The 16,902-nt window shown below is 65.5% G+C and carries 16 protein-coding genes; 10 read left to right on the top strand and 6 right to left on the bottom strand.

Translation table 11 applies throughout. The features are described from left to right. Positions 1–35 precede the first annotated feature (35 nt). Genes ftsE through EOD43_RS15260 form a run of 4 tightly spaced genes read left to right on the top strand, consistent with a single transcriptional unit; the run spans position 36 to position 2,879 of the window. A complete protein-coding gene (gene ftsE / locus EOD43_RS15275) occupies positions 36–752 on the top strand; it encodes a cell division ATP-binding protein FtsE (protein WP_127744910.1) in 717 nt (238 codons plus the stop codon). Beyond that, a complete protein-coding gene (locus EOD43_RS15270; RefSeq protein ID WP_127744909.1) occupies positions 752–1,654 on the top strand; it encodes a cell division protein FtsX in 903 nt (300 codons plus the stop codon). Before ftsE ends, EOD43_RS15270 begins: the two co-directional genes overlap by 1 nt. Then, positions 1,651–2,181 carry a YdcF family protein gene (locus tag EOD43_RS15265; protein ID WP_127744908.1) on the top strand — a complete coding sequence of 177 codons (531 nt, stop codon included), beginning with the start codon at positions 1,651–1,653 and terminating at the stop codon, positions 2,179–2,181. Before EOD43_RS15270 ends, EOD43_RS15265 begins: the two co-directional genes overlap by 4 nt. After that, positions 2,178–2,879: a lysophospholipid acyltransferase family protein gene (locus EOD43_RS15260; RefSeq protein WP_127744907.1), complete on the top strand. Its 702-nt coding sequence runs from the start codon at positions 2,178–2,180 to the stop codon at positions 2,877–2,879. The genes EOD43_RS15265 and EOD43_RS15260 overlap by 4 nt, the downstream gene beginning before the upstream one ends. A gap of 101 nt (positions 2,880–2,980) precedes the next feature. Here the strand turns inward: EOD43_RS15260 and EOD43_RS15255 are convergent, their stop codons facing one another. Together EOD43_RS15255 and hisC are read right to left on the bottom strand one after the other, a co-directional pair. Beyond that, positions 2,981–3,886 carry a prephenate/arogenate dehydrogenase family protein gene (locus EOD43_RS15255; RefSeq protein WP_127744906.1) on the bottom strand — a complete coding sequence of 302 codons (906 nt, stop codon included), beginning with the start codon at positions 3,884–3,886 and terminating at the stop codon, positions 2,981–2,983. Then, complete coding sequence (gene hisC / locus EOD43_RS15250; protein WP_127744905.1) at positions 3,886–4,986, bottom strand: histidinol-phosphate transaminase; 1,101 nt, start codon at positions 4,984–4,986, stop codon at positions 3,886–3,888. The genes EOD43_RS15255 and hisC overlap by 1 nt, the downstream gene beginning before the upstream one ends. Positions 4,987–5,054: 68 nt before the next feature. On the opposite strand from hisC, the gene metX reads away from it, so the two are divergent. From metX to metW, 3 genes are read left to right on the top strand one after another with little or no spacing between them, the layout of a single operon-like run. Then, entirely contained in the window at positions 5,055–6,170 is a 1,116-nt protein-coding gene (gene metX / locus EOD43_RS15245) for a homoserine O-acetyltransferase MetX (protein ID WP_127744904.1), read from the top strand. Beyond that, positions 6,167–6,607 (top strand): GNAT family N-acetyltransferase, encoded by a 441-nt coding sequence (locus EOD43_RS15240; protein ID WP_127744903.1) that lies wholly within the window; start codon positions 6,167–6,169, stop codon positions 6,605–6,607. Before metX ends, EOD43_RS15240 begins: the two co-directional genes overlap by 4 nt. Further along, positions 6,604–7,191 carry a methionine biosynthesis protein MetW gene (gene metW, locus EOD43_RS15235; RefSeq protein ID WP_127744902.1) on the top strand — a complete coding sequence of 196 codons (588 nt, stop codon included), beginning with the start codon at positions 6,604–6,606 and terminating at the stop codon, positions 7,189–7,191. The genes EOD43_RS15240 and metW overlap by 4 nt, the downstream gene beginning before the upstream one ends. A 41-nt stretch (positions 7,192–7,232) precedes the next feature. Here metW and rpoD read toward each other — a convergent pair whose 3' ends face one another. Genes rpoD through EOD43_RS15215 form a run of 4 tightly spaced genes read right to left on the bottom strand, consistent with a single transcriptional unit; the run spans position 7,233 to position 12,011 of the window. Further along, a complete protein-coding gene (gene rpoD, locus EOD43_RS15230) occupies positions 7,233–9,263 on the bottom strand; it encodes an RNA polymerase sigma factor RpoD (protein WP_127744901.1) in 2,031 nt (676 codons plus the stop codon). A 2-nt stretch (positions 9,264–9,265) separates the two neighbouring features. Beyond that, a complete protein-coding gene (gene dnaG, locus EOD43_RS15225; RefSeq protein ID WP_127744900.1) occupies positions 9,266–11,077 on the bottom strand; it encodes a DNA primase in 1,812 nt (603 codons plus the stop codon). Continuing rightward, positions 11,078–11,500, bottom strand: coding sequence for an endonuclease domain-containing protein (locus tag EOD43_RS15220; RefSeq protein WP_276318205.1), 423 nt, complete (start codon positions 11,498–11,500; stop codon positions 11,078–11,080). It abuts the gene before it with no gap. Between the two features lie 58 nt (positions 11,501–11,558). Continuing rightward, the gene (locus EOD43_RS15215; RefSeq protein WP_127744898.1) at positions 11,559–12,011 is read right to left on the bottom strand and encodes a GatB/YqeY domain-containing protein; all 453 of its coding nucleotides are present in this window, start codon (positions 12,009–12,011) and stop codon (positions 11,559–11,561) included. Between the two features lie 137 nt (positions 12,012–12,148). Between EOD43_RS15215 and carA the strand changes: the two genes are divergently transcribed. From carA to carB, 3 genes are read left to right on the top strand one after another with little or no spacing between them, the layout of a single operon-like run. Then, positions 12,149–13,333 carry a glutamine-hydrolyzing carbamoyl-phosphate synthase small subunit gene (carA, locus tag EOD43_RS15210; RefSeq protein ID WP_127744897.1) on the top strand — a complete coding sequence of 395 codons (1,185 nt, stop codon included), beginning with the start codon at positions 12,149–12,151 and terminating at the stop codon, positions 13,331–13,333. Position 13,334: 1 nt separating this feature from the next. After that, on the top strand, positions 13,335–13,559 hold the full coding sequence (locus tag EOD43_RS15205; protein ID WP_127744896.1) for a methionyl-tRNA formyltransferase: 225 nt from the start codon (positions 13,335–13,337) through the stop codon (positions 13,557–13,559). Beyond that, entirely contained in the window at positions 13,559–16,891 is a 3,333-nt protein-coding gene (carB, locus tag EOD43_RS15200) for a carbamoyl-phosphate synthase large subunit (RefSeq protein ID WP_127744895.1), read from the top strand. The genes EOD43_RS15205 and carB overlap by 1 nt, the downstream gene beginning before the upstream one ends. Positions 16,892–16,902 lie beyond the last annotated feature (11 nt).

The raw sequence follows: 16,902 nt of genomic DNA, 5'->3' as shown, positions 1-16,902 counted from the left end.
GGGCTGGGCGGCACAGGAACGAGGCACCCTCCCTTATGGTTTCGGCGGATGCCGGCAACATCGTCCAGTTCGACAATGTCGGCCTGCGCTATGGCAGCGGGGCCGAGACGCTGTCCGATCTGAGCTTCAGCCTGGCGGCGGGCGCCTTCTATTTCCTGACCGGCCCTTCGGGTGCGGGCAAGAGCAGCCTGCTGCGCCTGATCTATCTGGCGCAGCGGCCCAGCCGCGGCGTGATCCGCATGTTCGGCGAGGATGTCGTCACGCTGCCACGCCAGCGCATGCCAGGCTTCCGCCGACGGATCGGCGTGGTGTTTCAGGACTTCCGCTTGGTCCCGCATCTGTCGGCCTATGAGAATATCGCCCTGCCCCTGCGCGTGAATGGCGTGGCCGAGGCCGATATCGACCAGCCGGTGCGCGAGATGCTGGAATGGGTCGGCCTGTCTGGCCGCGCCAACGCCAAGCCCCCCACTTTGTCGGGCGGCGAGCAGCAGCGCGTCGCGATCGCCCGCGCGGTGATCGGCCGCCCCGAAATCCTGGTCGCCGACGAGCCGACCGGCAACGTCGATCCGGAGATGGCCGAACGGCTGCTCTACCTGTTCGAAGCGCTCAACAAGCTGGGCACGACGATCCTCGTCGCGACCCACGATCTCCACCTCGTTCCCCGCGTGCCGAGCGCGCAGCTGATGCGGCTCGATAAAGGCTATATCGCCGATCCCACCGGCACGCTGCGCTATCCGCCGAGGCGCGGCTGATGGCGCGCGAACGCGATCAATGGGTCGGCGGGCGCGCCGCACGGCGGCTATTGCCCGAAGGCTGGCCATCGGGGCCGATGCCCTGGGTGATCGCGATCATGATGTTCCTGATGGTGCTGGCGGCCGCCGCAGGCCTCGCGCTCGGTCTCGCCGCCAGCTCGCTCGACCGAAGCCTGACCGCACAGGTCACGATCCAGATCGTCGATGCCAACCAGGCGCGCCGTGATGCCGCCGCCGCGCGGATCATCGCGGGGGCCAAGGCCCTGCCCGGCGTCGCGCGGGTCGAGCGGGTGAGCGATGCGGCGATGGGCGAACTGTTGCGCCCGTGGCTGGGCGGTGGCCTCGCCGATACCGACCTGCCCGTGCCCGCGATGATCGACATCGCCTTTGCGCCCGAACCGGGCAACGCGCCCACGGCGGTCCGCTGGATGACGAAGAAGATCAGCCCGGCCGCGCGGATCGACGATCATGCGCAATGGCTGCGCCCGCTCGCCGGGCTGATGGGGTCGCTGCGCTGGCTGGCGGGCGTTCTCGTCCTGATGATGGCGGCGGCGGCGGCGTTCACCGTCGTGCTGGCCGCGCGCGCCGCGCTCAACACGCATCGCGCGACGATCGAGGTTCTGCACCTGCTGGGATCGACCGACGGGCAGATCGCCTCGCTGTTCCAGCGGCGCATCGCGCTCGACGCGCTGACCGGCGGGATGGTGGGCCTGCTGCTCGCCAGCCTCGTCATCGTGACAGTAGGCGAACGGATCGTCGCGGTCGGATCCGATCTGCTCGGCACGATCGGGCTGCCGATCGCGGCCTGGGGTCTCTTGGCTTTGCTGCCGATCGCGGGCACGATCCTGGCGATGATCGCAGCGCGGCTCACCATTCTCGCATCGTTGAGGCGACGGCTATGATCATGCGGATCATCGGCCTGGGCGCGGTGCTGTGGATGGCCGGATTCCTGATCTTCGCGCTGTTCCTGCCGCAGCCCGCGCCCGACGACGCCGTGACCGACGGCATCGTCGTGATGACGGGCGCGTCGGGGCGGATAGAGCGGGGCATCGAGCTGATCGAGGCCAAGCGCGCGAAGCGGTTGCTCGTCTCGGGCGTCGATCGGCGGGTGAAGCCGCATGAGTTCGCCAAGCAGTTCAAGGCGCCGGTGCGGCTGATGGATTGCTGCATCGACCTGGGCCAGGAATCGGTCGACACCCGATCGAACGCAACCGAGGCGGCCGATTGGGTGAAGGCGAACCGCTACAAGTCGATCCGCCTCATCACGTCCGACTGGCACATGTCGCGCGGCCGCTTCGACCTGAGCGACGCGACCGACGGGGTCACGATCCTGTCCGATGCGGTGCCGAGCGAGCCGGGCCTCGTCCTGCTGGTGCGCGAATATGACAAATATCTGCTGCGGCGCGTGGCGGCGCTGATCGGCATATGATCGCCTTCCTGCGCTCCGCTTTGTTCGCACTGATCTTCTATGTCGGCACCGCGCTGATGGTGCTGTGGGCGATCGTGCTGCTGCCCTTCGTCCATGCCGAACGGACCGTGTCGGGCTATTATTGGGCGCGTTTCCACCGGTGGTGCGCCCGCTACATATTGGGTATCCGGACCCGCGTGGAAGGCACGCTGCCCCCCGGCCAATACTTCATCGCCTCCAAGCACCAGTCGATGTACGAAACGATGGAAATCATCTTGGTCGGCGACAAGCCGATCGCGGTGCTCAAGCGCGAACTCGACACGATCCCGCTGTTCGGCCGCGTCACCCGCCAATATGGCACGATCCCGGTCGATCGCACCGGTTCGGCCAGCGCGCTACGCGCCATGCTGAAGGCGGCAGCGGCGGCCAAGAAGACGGGCCGATCGATCATGATTTTTCCCGAAGGCACGCGCGTGACGCCCGGCGAGCAACCGCCGCTGCAATCGGGCTTTGCCGGCCTCTACAAGGCATTCGGCCTGCCTGTGATCCCGATCGCGCTCGACAGCGGGGTCGTCGCCCCGCGCCGTCGCTTCGTGAAGCGCCCGGGCATCGTCACGATGCGGCTCGGCGAGGTGATCCCGCCGGGCCTGCCGCGCGACGAGATCGAGGCGCGGGTGCACGCGGGGATCAACGCTTTGGAGACCAACCCTAACCCCTAACCGTCATCCCGGCGGAGGCCGGGATCTCAGCGAGCATCCCGGCGCAAGTTCGCCACAAGAGCCTCCTGAGATCCCGACCTCCGCCGGGATGACGGGGTGGCTTAGTGCGAGCGGCCAAAGTCGGGCGCGGCATCGTCCTGACCCTGTTCGATGATCGAACGGCGGATCGCGCGGGTGCGGGTGAACAGATCGAACAGCTGATCGCCGTCGCCCCAGCGGATCGCACGCTGTAGCGCGGTCAGATCCTCCGAGAAACGCTGGAGCATTTCCAGCACCGCATCCTTGTTCGACAGGAAGACGTCGCGCCACATCGTCGGGTCAGACGCCGCGATGCGGGTGAAATCGCGGAAGCCGCCTGCCGAGAATTTGATCACCTCGCTGCGCGTCACCTCTTCCATATCGGAAGCGGTGCCGACGATCGTATAGGCGATCAGGTGTGGCAGGTGGCTGGTGACGGCGAGAACGAGATCGTGGTGCTTCGCATCCATCGTCTCGACATTGGCGCCGAGCCGCTTCCAGAAGGCGATCACGCGCTCGACTGCGGTCGGATCGGCGCCCTCGGGCGGGGTGACGATGCACCAGCGGCCGTTGAACAGGGTCGCAAAGCCCGCCTCCGGCCCGCTATTCTCGGTGCCCGCAACGGGGTGCGCGGGGATGATCGTCGCGCCGGGAAGTGCGGCGGTGAGCGCGTTGAGGATCGTCTCCTTCGACGACCCCACATCACTGACGATCGCATCGGCGGGCAGATCGGCGGCAATCTCCGCACCGACCGCGCCCATCGCGCCGACGGGCACGCACAGGATCACCAGATCGGCGTCGATCACCGCCACGCCCGCCGTGTCGGCGATATCGTCGAGGAAATCGAGCGCGTCGGCGCGCGCGCGGACATCGGCATCGCCGTCATAGCCGGTGACGCGCACCGTCGGCATCGTCGCCCGCACGGCGCGCGCGACCGAGGAGCCGATCAGCCCGAGGCCGATGATCGTGACGCGCGCGAAGGGCAGCATCAGCCTGCGTTGTCCACGAGCTTGCGGAGCGCCGCGACCATGCCGCGGCATTCGTCCTCGGTGCCGATCGTGATGCGCAGCGCATTGGGCAGGCCCTGCCCCGGCAGCCAGCGGACGATATAGCCCGCATCCATCAGCCCCTTCAGCGCGGCTTCGGCGGTCAGCTTGCCGTCGAACAGCACCAGCGAGAAGTTCGCCTTGCTGGGCACCGCGCGCAGGCCGGCATTGCCGAGGCCGGCAATCTGATCCTCGAACCAGCGCAGCCACTTCGCATTATGCGCGCGGCTCTTGTCGACGAAGGCGGTGTCGGCGACGGCGGCGATCGCAGCGGACTGGCCACCCGTCGTCACGTTGAACGGCGCGCGGATCTTGTGGAGCGCGTCGATCACCTCGGCCGAGCCATAGCCCCAGCCGATCCGCTCGGCGGCCAGACCATAAATCTTCGAGAAGGTGCGCGTGACGAGGACATTGGGCGCGCTCATCGCGAGCGCGAGGCCGCCATCATCCTCCCCGACCTCCAGATATTCGGCATAGGCCTGATCGAGCACCAGCAGGCAATCGGCCGGGATCGCCGCGTGGAGGCGCGCAATCTCCGCCTTGCCCGCGAAGGTGCCGGTCGGGTTGTTCGGATTGGCGACGAAGATCACCCGCGTCTTCGGCGTGATCTTCGCGATCAGCGCGTCGACGTCGGTCGCATAATCCTTGTCGTCGGCCTCGATCGGCTCCGCGCCGACGCGCCGCGCCGCGATCGGATAGACCGAAAAGCCATAACGGACGAACAGCACTTCATCGCCCAGCCCGGCGAAGGCGCCGGTCGCGAGGTGGAGAATCTCGTCCGATCCGGTGCCGTAGATGATCCGCGCGGGATCGAGCCCGTGCTGCGCGGCAATCGCCTCGCGCAGCGCCGCCGCCGATGCATCGGGATAGCGATCGAGCGTGGTGGCCGCTGCCGCATAGGCCGCGCGTGCCTGATCGCTGGTGCCGAGCGGATTTTCGTTCGACGAGAGCTTCGAGACCTTGCGGCCGTCATCGGTGGTCGAGCGGCCCGGCACATAAGGCGCGATCGCGTCGATCCAGGGTTTGGGAGCGGGCTTGGACATGGCTCGGCGCTCTATGCGGCCCTGTCCCGATTGACAAGGCGGCGGGCGGGTCATAGCCCCCGCTTCCCATGTCCGACGACGTCCGCTTCGGCCTAGCCCGCACCGTCTCGCTGCCCGGCCCGCTGGCGCTGGATGGCGGCGCACAGCTGTCGCCGGTCGAGATCGCCTACGAAACCTATGGCACGCTGAACGCCGACGGATCGAACGCGATCCTGATCTGCCACGCGCTGACCGGCGATCATCATGTCGCATCGACCCACCCGATCACCGGCAAGCCCGGCTGGTGGACCCGCATGGTCGGCGCGGGCAAGCCGATCGATCCGGCGCGGCACTTCATCATCTGTTCGAACGTGCTGGGTTCCTGCCTCGGCTCCTCCGGCCCCGCGTCGAAAGACCCCAGCGGCGCGCCTTATGCGATGCGCTTCCCGGTCATCACGATCCGCGACATGGTCCGCGCGCAGGCGATGCTGGTCGATCACCTCGGCATCGGCACGCTGGAGGCCGTGGTCGGCGGATCGATGGGCGGGATGCAGGTGCTCGAATGGGCGGCGACCTATCCCGATCGCGTGCGCAGCGCCGTCGTCATCGCATCGGCAGCGCGGCACAGTGCGCAGAACATCGCATTCCACGAGGTCGGGCGGCAGGCAATCATGGCCGATCCGCAATGGCGCGGCGGCGATTATTATGCCGATGGGAAGCCCCCCGCCGCCGGCCTGGCCGTCGCGCGGATGGCGGCGCACATCACCTATCTGTCCGAAGCGGGGTTGACCGAGAAATTCGGCCGCCGCCTCCAGAAGCGCGACGCCAAGAGCTTCGGCTTCGATGCCGACTTCCAGATCGAATCCTATCTGCGACATCAGGGGATCAGTTTCGTCGATCGCTTCGATGCCAATTCCTACCTCTACATCACCCGCGCGATGGATTATTTCGATCTGGCCGAGGAGCATGGCGGCCTGCTCGCCAACGCCTTCCGGGGAACGAACACGCGCTTCTGCGTGGTGAGCTTCGACACCGACTGGCTCTATCCGACATCGGAATCGCGCGCCGTGGTTCATGCGCTCAATGCGGCAGGCGCGGCGGTGAGCTTCGTCGAACTCTCCTCGCCCTTCGGCCACGACGCCTTCCTGCTCGACGTGCCCGAACTCAACCGCGTGGTCGACGGCTTCCTGAGGGCCGGCGAATGAGCGAGAACATCCTCCTCTCGGACGATCCCGCGCGGCTCCAGTTCGACCGGATTCATGCGTGGCTCGCATCGAGCTACTGGTCGCCGGGGATCGAGCGCGAGCTGGTCGAGAAGGCCGCCGCAGGATCGCACTGCCTGGGCGCCTATCGTGGGGTCGAGCAGATTGGCTATGCGCGGATGGTCACCGATCGCGCGACCTTCGGCTGGATCGCCGACGTGTGGATCGAAGAAAGCGAGCGCGGACAGGGCCTCGGCCGGCACATGGTCCGCTGGTTCGTCGAGCATCCCGATTATGCCGATCTGCGCCGCATCGGCCTCGTCACCAAAGATGCGCATGGCGTCTATGAGCCGCTGGGCTTCCACGCGCCGATCCGCCCGCAAAATTATATGGAGCGGCTCTCGCCCGATTTCGCCGCTTCGCTGAAGGCAATGACATGAGCCTGCGCCCCGACCTTGCGATCATCGCGAACAATGTCGCGGGCGGATCGCGCGTGCTCGACATCGGCTGCGGCGACGGCGAGCTGATGGCGGTGCTGCGCGATGCCAAGGGATGCGACGCGCGCGGGATCGAGATCGACGGCGCGAACGTCAGCGCGGCGGTCGCGCGTGGCCTCTCCGTGATCCAGGGCGATGCCGATACCGACCTGATCAATTATCCCGACGACACCTACGACTATGCGATCCTGAGCCAGACGCTCCAGACCGCGCGCTCGCCCGATCGCGTGCTCGACGATCTGCTGCGCATCGGCCGGCGCGCCTTCGTCTCCTTCCCCAACTTCGCTTATTGGCGCGTGCGCTGGTCGCTGATGTGGAGCGGCCGGATGCCGGTGACGGCGGCTTTGCCGGTCAGCTGGTACGAGACCGAGAATATCCACCAGCTGACGATCGAGGATTTCCGCGCCTTCGTCGCCGAACGCGGGATCACGGTGGAAAACGCCTGGTTCCTGACCGGCGACCGCCGCCGCGGCGCGGCGGCGGCGAACCTGCGGGCAGAGCAGGCGGTTTTTCTGCTGAGCCGCTGAGGCTTCCAAGAAAAAGCCCCGCCGGAGCGGGGCTTTGAGACTTACTGATCCAGGAACGAGCGCATCTTGCGGCTGCGGCTCGGATGCTTGAGCTTGCGCAGCGCCTTCGCCTCAATCTGGCGGATGCGTTCGCGGGTGACCGAGAATTGCTGGCCGACTTCCTCGAGCGTGTGATCGGTGTTCATGCCGATGCCGAAGCGCATGCGCAGGACGCGTTCCTCGCGCGGGGTGAGCGACGCCAGAACCCGCGTGACGGTTTCCTTGAGGTTCGCCTGGATCGCGGCGTCGACCGGAATGATCGCGTTCTTGTCCTCGATGAAATCGCCCAGGTGCGAATCCTCCTCGTCGCCGATCGGCGTTTCGAGGGAGATCGGCTCCTTGGCGATCTTCATCACCTTGCGAACCTTTTCGAGTGGCATCGAAAGCCGCTCCGCCAGTTCCTCCGGCGTCGGCTCGCGGCCGATTTCGTGGAGGATCTGGCGCGAGGTGCGCACCAGCTTGTTGATCGTCTCGATCATGTGGACCGGGATACGGATCGTGCGCGCCTGATCCGCGATCGAGCGGGTGATCGCCTGACGGATCCACCATGTCGCGTAGGTCGAGAACTTATAGCCGCGGCGATATTCGAACTTATCGACCGCCTTCATCAGGCCGATATTGCCTTCCTGAATGAGGTCGAGGAACTGCAGGCCGCGGTTCGTGTACTTCTTGGCGATCGAGATCACGAGGCGCAGGTTCGCCTCGACCATTTCCTTCTTGGCGATACGCGCCTCGCGCTCGCCCTTCTGGACCATGTTGACGATGCGGCGGAACTCGACCAGCGCCATGCCAGTCGCCTGGCCGATTTCGGCGATCTCGCCACGGATACGCTCGACCGCGTCGACTTCGTTGGCCGCGAACGCCGCCCACTTCTTGTCGATGCCGGCGACCTTTTCCAGCCAGCCCTCTTCCATCTCATGGTTGATGTAGCGATCGAGGAAGTCCTTGCGCGGCACCTTGTGGCGCTCGGCAAGGCGCAGCATCTGGCCGCCCAAGGTCGTCAGGCGACGATTGAACGAATAAAGCTGATCGACGAGATATTCGATCTTCGCGCCGTGGAACTGGACGCTCTCGACCTCGGCGGTCAGCTGCTCGCGCAGCTCCTGATACCGCTCTTCCTCGGCCGCGGCGAAGTCGTTGCCGACGCCCAGCGCGTTGAGGCGGGCTTCCTGCACGGCCGAGAAGGTCTTGTAGAGATCGGTGATCGTCGCGAACTTTTCGAGCGCGAGCGGCTTCAACTGCTCTTCCATCTGCGCGAGGCTGAGGGTGTTGTCCTCTTCCTCGTCGTCCGACGGACGCGGCGCGCGGCGCTCGGTCATCGAATCCTCGTCGTCGCCGTCGGGCGCCGCCTCTTCCTCGGGCTCTTCTTCTTCCTTGAAGCTGGGGCCGGCGGTTTCGGCGGAGATTTCGCCGCCCTCTTCGGCACCCTCGACCTGCTCGGCGGTCGGCCCCTTCGAGAGCATCGCGTCGAGATCGAGGATCTCGCGCAGCTGCATCGTGCCTTCGTTGAGCTGGGTCGACCAGTCGATGATCGCGTTGAAGGTGATCGGCGATTCGCACAGGCCCAGGATCATCGTGTCGCGGCCGGCCTCGATCCGCTTGGCGATCGCGATTTCGCCCTCGCGCGACAGCAGCTCGACGGCCCCCATCTCGCGCAGGTACATGCGGACGGGATCGTCGGTGCGATCGACCGTTTCCTTCTTGGTGATGGTCGTCAGCTGCGGGGCGGCATCGCCCTCATCGGCTGCGGCGACATCATCGGCGCCATCGTCCTCAGGCTCGGCATCTTCGCCGGCATCCTCGTTCTCGACGATGTTGACGCCCATTTCGTTGAGCGCGGCCATGACGTCTTCGAGCTGATCCGAAGACATCTGGTCCTGCGGCAGCGCTTCGTTGAGCTGGTCGTAGGTGATGTAGCCCTTGCGCTTCGCCCGCGCGATGAGCTTCTTGAGCGAGGCTTCGTTGAGGTCGATCAGGGGCGCATCGCCGCTCTCGTTACGCTCAGCCGCTTCGCTACCGTTCGTCTTCGCCATTGTTATCCGTTCGCCGCCGCCGGCTCGCCCGAGCCGAGTTGATATCCGTGTTCCCGAAGAAGTTGCATTCGATGCCGGATTTCGGCGCGCAACTCTTCGATTATAGCATAGTCATCGAGGCCTGTATCTTCGATGGCCCGCCGATTCAATCGATCAAGCTCCGCCGCCAGCTCCTGCTCCTCGACAAGGAACCGGACCAGCGTGGTCAACCGATCTGTCGCGCCATTCGGATCGATGATCCACGGGAAGCGCAGGTCCCGTCGCATATCGTGTTGGAGCGCCTTGGCGAGGTCGCTGGCCTCCAATATGGATTTTACGCCGTCATATTCAAGCTCTGGCCTGTCGATCACCGCATTTACGATGCGATCGCGCCACTGTTTCAACAGATCGTCGCCGAAATCGACCCGGTAGAGCGCGTCCGCCGAATCGACGATCAGGCGCGGGAATCGGAAGAAGCCGTAGAGCGCAGAGCGTGCGAGGCTGTGATAGAGCCGGATATCGCCGCGCGGACCGGACAGGCGCACCGCCTCCCCCACCGCTTCGCGATCGCGCTTCTTCCAGCCGAAATCGTCGAAGAACAGATCGTTGAAGCTGCGGCGATATTCGTCCTGCAGCAATTTGTCGGCGAAGCTGCCCGCCAGCGTGTTGAGATGGTGACGGACGCCGGCGCGCTCCTCCGGATTGGTCGCATCGATCGCCGACACCTGCGAATCGTAGAGCAGGCGCATCAGCGGCTTTGGCGCGGAGAGAATCGTCTCGATCGCAGCGCGGCCGCCTTCCTTGACGACATCGTCGGGATCCTTGCCCGCGGGCAGCAGCGCGAAGCGCAGCGTCTTGCCCACGGCCATCACCGGCAGCGCGCGTTCGGCCGCGCGCAACGCCGCCTTCTGCCCGGCCTTGTCGCCGTCGAAGCACAGGATCGGCGCGTCGGCGAGGCGCCAGAGCCGCTCCATCTGCCCTTCGGTCAGCGCGGTGCCGAGCGGGGCGACGGCTTCGTCGATCCCCGCCTTCGCCAGCGCGATCACGTCCATATAACCTTCGACCACGACGACGCGGTTGGACTTGCGTGACGCGGGCGAGGCGCGATCGATGTTGAACAGGCTGCGCCCCTTGTCGAACAAGGGGGTTTCCGGGCTGTTCAGATATTTGGGCTCGCCGGTGTCGAGGATGCGCCCGCCGAAGGCGATTGTCCGCCCGCGCTGATCGCGGATCGGAATCATCACGCGGCCGCGGAAGCGATCATACGGCTCCTTGCCCTCGACCGAGATCAACATGCCGGTTTCGACCAGCGGCCCGTCACCGAACTGCTTGAGCGCGGCCTTGAGCTTGCCCCGCGAATCGGGGGCGAAGCCGATCCCGAACGCCTTCTGCAGCCCCTCATCGATCCCGCGCCGCTTGAGATAGGCGCGCGCCTCGGCACCCTCGATCCCGCCAAGCTGGTCGATGAAGAAACGCTCTGCCGCCGCCGTCACCTCGTGCAGCCCGAGTTCGCGCTCGTGCCGTTCGGCCGCGCGCGGATCGGGTGCGGGCATCTCCATGCCCGCGGCGGCGACCAGTTCCTTGACCGCATCGATGAAGGGCAGCCCCTGCGATTCAGTCAGGAAACGGATCGCATCGCCATGCGCGCCGCAGCCGAAGCAGTGGTAAAAGCCCTTGTCGTCGTTGACGTAGAAGCTGGGCGACTTCTCATTATGGAACGGGCAGCAGGCTTTGTACTCGCGCCCGGCCTTGGTGAGTTTGACCGACTTGCCGATGAGGGTCGACAGCGTCGTGCGCGCGCGGATCTCGTCGAGGAATTGGGGGGAGAGCGACATCTACTCCCCCTCCCTGCCAAGGGAGGGGGTCGGGGGGTGGGTCACGCCGGAAGAGCGCGTATCGCGCCCCAACAACTCCACCTTCGTCGGCCGCCCCGCCGCCACTTCAACGATCGCCCTCAACACACCATCGAGATTGCCCGCCACATCCTCGTTCCGGACGCGCAGCACCCGATAGCCCATCCGCCCGAGCGCATGGTCCCGATCCGCATCGCGCGCGGCATCATGGGTGTCACCGTCCACTTCGATCACGAGTCGAAGATTGCGGCAGACGAAGTCGCAGATGAAGCCCCCGATCGCGATCTGGCGGCTGAATTTGAGATCGTTCAGGCGCGATCCGCGCAAATGCTGCCAGAGCCGGTCTTCGAAGGGCGTGGGTTCGGCCCGCATGTCGCGGGCGAAGCCGGCAAGTCTCGGGTTTATTCTGCGCGGAATGACCCACCCCCAACCCCCTCCCTTGTCAGGGAGGGGGCTATTAAGTTCAGCCCAGCCGCGCCTTCACCAGGCCGCTGGCCTTCGCCATATCCATCTGGCCCGCATGCCGCTCCTTGAGCGCGGCCATCACCCTGCCCATGTCCTTGACCGACGTCGCACCAAGCTCGGTCGCGATCGCGTCGATCGCGGCCTTGGCTTCGTCTTCGGACATCTGGGCGGGGAGGAAGCGTTCGATCACCGCGACTTCGGCCGCTTCGGCGTCGGCGAGTTCCTGGCGGCCGCCCTTTTCGAACATCTCGATCGATTCGCGGCGCTGCTTGATCATCTTCTGCAGGACTTCGGTGACGAGCAGATCATCGTCGGGCTGCGTCGTCGCGGTGCGCAGTTCGATGTCGCGATTCTTGATCGCCGACTGGATCAGGCGGATCGCCGCCGTTGCGCCCGCGTCACGCGCCTTCATCGCGGCGACGAGCGCCGTCTTGATATCGTCTCGAATCATGGGGATGCCTGTTCAGGATCGTAAAGCGGGACCGCTAGCACGTTTGGCCGCATTTTAATAGAATTGACCCGCCCCGATCCCCCACCTAGTTACGCCGCCGTTTGCCCGCCCGCCGACCCCAACAAAAGGAGCCCAAAGTGGCCGAAACCGATCACGCGCGTCTGACACCACCCAAGGGTGCCACCGGCGTATTGGTTCTAGGCGACGGGACCGTCATTTGGGGCCGCGGCTTCGGCGCCGAGGGCGATGCGGTGGGTGAGGTGTGCTTCAACACCGCGATGACCGGCTATCAGGAGGTCATGACCGACCCGTCTTATGCCGGGCAGATCATCGCCTTCACCTTCCCGCATATCGGCAATGTCGGCACCAACCCCGAGGATATCGAGGCGATCAACCCCCACGCGCTGGGCATGATCGTGCGCGAGGACGTGACCGATCCGGCGAACTTCCGGAACACCCAGCATCTCGACGCCTGGTTGAAGGCGAACGGGCGCATCGGCATTTCGGGCGTCGACACCCGCGCGCTGACCCGCGCGATCCGCATCGGCGGCGCGCCCAACGGCGTGATCGCGCATAATGCCAAGGGCGAGTTCGACGTTGCCGCGCTGATCGACAAGGCCAAGAGCTGGCCCGGCCTCGAAGGCATGGATCTGGCGAAGGACGTTTCGGCGACGCAAAGCTATCAGTGGCGCGATGGTCTCTGGACGCTCGGCCAGGGCTATGATGTCGACGCCGCGGGGCCGGATGCGCCGCATGTCGTCGCGATCGACTACGGCCTGAAGCGCAACATCCTGCGCAACCTCGTCGCCGCCGGCGCGCGGGTGACGGTGGTCCCCGCGACCGCAACCTTCGACGACGTGATGGCGCACAATCCCGACGGCGTGTTCCTGTCGAACGGCCCGGGCGACCCGGCTGCGACCGGCGAATATGCGGTGCCGGTGATCAAGAAGCTGCTCGAGGTCGGCAAGCCGCTGTTCGGCATCTGCCTTGGCCACCAGATGCTCGGCCTCGCCGTGGGCGCCAAGACCTTCAAGATGCACCAGGGCCATCGCGGCGCGAACCACCCGGTCAAGCGCACCGATGACGGCCGGGTCGAGATCACGTCGATGAACCACGGCTTCGCGGTCGACACCGACAGCCTGCCCGCGAATGCCGAGGCGACCCACATCTCGCTGTTCGACGGCAGCCTCGCGGGCTTGCGCCTCACCGACAAACCAGCCTTCAGCGTCCAATACCACCCCGAAGCCAGCCCCGGCCCGCAGGACAGCCACTATCTGTTCGAGCAGTTCGTGGGGCAGCTTCGTCAACCGACGAGGGCTTGAGATGGCAGTTGTCCGCGATTTTGAGATTAAGGATCTCGACCGGATCACTAGCCATTCAGAGGTCGAAGCGACGGTGAGCCTCGTGGAATGCGATGGCGAGAAGTTTGTTCAGATCGACACGTACGGCTCGAAGGATCGAGCCATCCCCGGAAAAACCTCTCAGAGTCTGCGGCTCTCCGAAGCTGCATTCAAGAAACTGAGCGAAATCGCAGGCAAGCACTTCTAATGCCCAAACGCACTGACATCTCCTCCATCCTCATCATCGGTGCCGGTCCGATCGTCATCGGGCAGGCGTGCGAGTTCGATTATTCGGGGACGCAGGCGTGCAAGGCGCTGCGCGAGGAGGGCTATCGCATCATCCTCGTCAACTCGAACCCCGCGACGATCATGACCGATCCGGACATGGCCGACGCGACCTATGTCGAGCCGATCACGCCCGAGATCGTCGCCAAGATCATCGAGAAGGAACGGCCCGACGCCGTCCTGCCGACGATGGGCGGGCAGACCGCGCTGAACACCGCGCTCGCGCTGTTCAACGACGGCACGCTGGAAAAATATGGCTGCCAGATGATCGGCGCGGACGCCGAGGCGATCGACAAGGCCGAGGACCGGCTGAAGTTCCGTCAGGCGATGGACAAGATCGGCCTCGAAAGCCCGCGTTCCGAAGTCGCCCACACGGTCGAGGAGGCGCTGCGCGCGCTCGATTTCGTGGGGCTGCCCACCATCATCCGCCCCAGCTTCACGATGGGCGGCACCGGCGGCGGCATCGCCTATAACAAGGACGAGTTCATCCGCATCGTGACCGGCGGTCTCGATGCCAGCCCGACCACCGAAGTGCTGATCGAGGAATCAGTGCTCGGCTGGAAGGAATATGAGATGGAGGTCGTGCGCGATCGCGCTGACAACGCCATCATCATCTGTTCGATCGAGAATGTCGATCCGATGGGCGTCCATACGGGCGATTCGATCACCGTCGCGCCCGCGCTGACGCTGACCGACAAAGAATATCAGATCATGCGCAACGCGAGCATCGCGGTGCTGCGTGAGATCGGCGTCGAGACGGGCGGTTCGAACGTCCAGTTCGCGGTGAACCCCGCCGACGGCCGTCTGGTCGTGATCGAGATGAATCCGCGCGTGTCGCGCTCCTCGGCGCTCGCATCGAAGGCGACCGGCTTCCCGATCGCCAGCGTCGCCGCGAAGCTCGCGGTCGGCTACACGCTCGACGAGATCATGAACGACATTACGGGCGCAACCCCGGCGTCGTTCGAACCGACCATCGATTACGTGGTCACGAAGATTCCGCGCTTCGCCTTCGAAAAGTTCAAGGGCGCCGAGCCGCTGCTCCACACCGCGATGAAGTCGGTCGGCGAGACGATGGCGATCGGCCGCAACATCCACGAATCGATGCAGAAGGCGCTGCGCGGCCTCGAAACCGGCCTCGTCGGCTTCAACGTAGTCGACGAGCTGAAGGGCGCCCCCAAGTCGCGCATCGAGGCCGAGCTGGCCCGCGCGACGCCGGATCGCCTGCTGATCGCCGCGCAGGCTCTGCGCGAAGGTCTTACCGTCGACGAAATCCACAAGATCGCCAAGTTCGAACCGTGGTTCCTCGATCGCCTCGCCGAGATCGTCGCGGCCGAGGAGAGTGCGTGCCGTGACGGCCTGCCCAACGATGCCGATGGCATGCGTAAGCTCAAGGCGATGGGCTTCTCCGACAAGCGGCTCGCCTGGCTGGCGCTCCAGTCGGCCAACCTTGCCGGCAATGCGACCGGGCAGGCGCGCGGCGGCGGCATCGTCCATGATGCGCTCAAGGCCATGACCGGCGGCATCACCGAGAAGGAGGTGCGCGCGCATCGCCACAAGCTGGGCGTCCGCCCGGTCTTCAAGCGGATCGACACCTGCGCGGCCGAGTTCGAGGCCAAGACGCCCTACATGTATTCGACCTACGAAGCGCCAAGCTTCGGCGAGCCCGAGTGCGAGAGCAACCCGACCGACCGCGAAAAGATCGTGATCCTTGGCGGCGGCCCCAACCGGATCGGTCAGGGGATCGAGTTCGACTATTGCTGCGTCCACGCCTGCTTCGCGCTGGCCGAGGCGGGCTATGAGACGATCATGGTCAACTGCAATCCCGAGACCGTCTCGACCGATTACGACACGTCGGACCGCCTCTATTTCGAGCCGCTGACCGCCGAGGACGTGCTGGAAATCCTGCATGTCGAGATGTCGAACGGCACGCTGAAGGGCGTCATCGTCCAGTTCGGCGGGCAAACGCCGCTCAAGCTCGCGCAGGAGCTGGAGGATGCGGGCATCCCGATCCTGGGCACCTCGCCCGACGCGATCGATCTGGCCGAGGATCGCGAGCGTTTCGCCGCGCTCGTCTCCGATCTGGGCCTGCATCAGCCGCGCAACGGCATCGCGCGCAGCCGCGAAGAGGCGCTGAGCGTCGCCGAACGGGTCGGCTATCCGGTCCTCATGCGCCCGTCTTACGTGCTGGGCGGCCGCGCGATGGAGATCGTCGAGGATCCCGCGCAGCTGGAGCAGTATATCACCACCGCTGTGCTGGTGTCGGGCGACTCGCCCGTGCTGATCGACCAATATCTGCGCGACGCGATCGAGGTCGATCTCGATGCGATCTGCGATGGCGACGATGTCGTGATCGCAGGCGTGATGCAGCATATCGAGGAAGCAGGCGTCCATTCGGGCGACAGCGCGTGCACCCTGCCCCCCTATTCGCTGCCCACCGACATCATCGACGAGATCAAGCGCCAGGCCGATGCAATGGCCCGCGCGCTGATGGTCCGCGGCCTGATGAACGTCCAGTTCGCGGTGAAGGACGGCAAGGTCTATCTGATCGAGGTCAATCCGCGCGCCAGCCGCACCGTGCCCTTCGTCGCCAAGGCGATCGGCACCCCCGTCGCCAAGATCGCGGCGCGGGTGATGGCGGGCGAGAAGCTGGCCGCGCTGCCCAAGATCGATTTGGACATCAAGCATATCGCGGTGAAGGAAGCGGTGTTCCCGTGGGCGCGCTTCCCCGGCGTCGATCCGGTGCTTTCGCCGGAAATGAAGTCGACCGGCGAGGTGATGGGCATCGACAGCGATTTCGCTACCGCCTTCGCCAAGGCGCAGCTGGGCGCCTTCACGAAGCTGCCGCTGGCCGGGACCGTGTTCGTATCGGTCAAGGATGGTGACAAGCCGCAGATCCTGCCCGCGATCGGCAAATTGCTCGACATGGGCTTCCGCGTGATCGCGACCAGCGGCACGGCGGATTACCTCCAGAATGCCGGCCTGCAGGTCGAAAATGTCCTGAAGGTGCAGCAGGGCCGCCCGAACATCGTCGACAAGATCAAGGACGGCGACGTCGACCTGATCTTCAACACGACCGAGGGCTGGCAGTCGCTGCAGGACTCGCAATCGATCCGTACGACGGCGCTCTACGGCAAGGTTCCCTACTTCACGACAGCGGCCGCTTCGGTCGCCGCGGTCGAGGCGATCGCGGCACTTCGCGAGCGCAAGCTTGAAGTACGGGCGCTCCAATCCTATTATTCTGCCCCTCACGCCTGATCCCCCGCAAT

Origin of the sequence: Sphingomonas crocodyli, assembly GCF_004005865.1 — a bacterium.
Classification (GTDB): Bacteria; Pseudomonadota; Alphaproteobacteria; order Sphingomonadales; family Sphingomonadaceae; genus Rhizorhabdus; species Rhizorhabdus crocodyli.
The sequence above is the reverse complement of the archived record's forward strand: the minus strand, read 5'-3'. Positions and strand labels throughout refer to the sequence as shown.

What these genes read in the sequence shown, in the direction of transcription:
- ftsE (WP_127744910.1), top strand. Translation starts at nt 36, where the DNA reads ATGGTTTCGGCGGATGCCGGCAACATCGTCCAGTTCGACAATGTCGGC.
- EOD43_RS15270 (WP_127744909.1), top strand. Translation starts at nt 752, where the DNA reads ATGGCGCGCGAACGCGATCAATGGGTCGGCGGGCGCGCCGCACGGCGG.
- EOD43_RS15265 (WP_127744908.1), top strand. Translation starts at nt 1,651, where the DNA reads ATGATCATGCGGATCATCGGCCTGGGCGCGGTGCTGTGGATGGCCGGA.
- EOD43_RS15260 (WP_127744907.1), top strand. Translation starts at nt 2,178, where the DNA reads ATGATCGCCTTCCTGCGCTCCGCTTTGTTCGCACTGATCTTCTATGTC.
- EOD43_RS15255 (WP_127744906.1), bottom strand. Translation starts at nt 3,886, where the DNA reads ATGCTGCCCTTCGCGCGCGTCACGATCATCGGCCTCGGGCTGATCGGC.
- hisC (WP_127744905.1), bottom strand. Translation starts at nt 4,986, where the DNA reads ATGTCCAAGCCCGCTCCCAAACCCTGGATCGACGCGATCGCGCCTTAT.
- metX (WP_127744904.1), top strand. Translation starts at nt 5,055, where the DNA reads ATGTCCGACGACGTCCGCTTCGGCCTAGCCCGCACCGTCTCGCTGCCC.
- EOD43_RS15240 (WP_127744903.1), top strand. Translation starts at nt 6,167, where the DNA reads ATGAGCGAGAACATCCTCCTCTCGGACGATCCCGCGCGGCTCCAGTTC.
- metW (WP_127744902.1), top strand. Translation starts at nt 6,604, where the DNA reads ATGAGCCTGCGCCCCGACCTTGCGATCATCGCGAACAATGTCGCGGGC.
- rpoD (WP_127744901.1), bottom strand. Translation starts at nt 9,263, where the DNA reads ATGGCGAAGACGAACGGTAGCGAAGCGGCTGAGCGTAACGAGAGCGGC.
- dnaG (WP_127744900.1), bottom strand. Translation starts at nt 11,077, where the DNA reads ATGTCGCTCTCCCCCCAATTCCTCGACGAGATCCGCGCGCGCACGACG.
- EOD43_RS15215 (WP_127744898.1), bottom strand. Translation starts at nt 12,011, where the DNA reads ATGATTCGAGACGATATCAAGACGGCGCTCGTCGCCGCGATGAAGGCG.
- EOD43_RS15205 (WP_127744896.1), top strand. Translation starts at nt 13,335, where the DNA reads ATGGCAGTTGTCCGCGATTTTGAGATTAAGGATCTCGACCGGATCACT.
- carB (WP_127744895.1), top strand. Translation starts at nt 13,559, where the DNA reads ATGCCCAAACGCACTGACATCTCCTCCATCCTCATCATCGGTGCCGGT.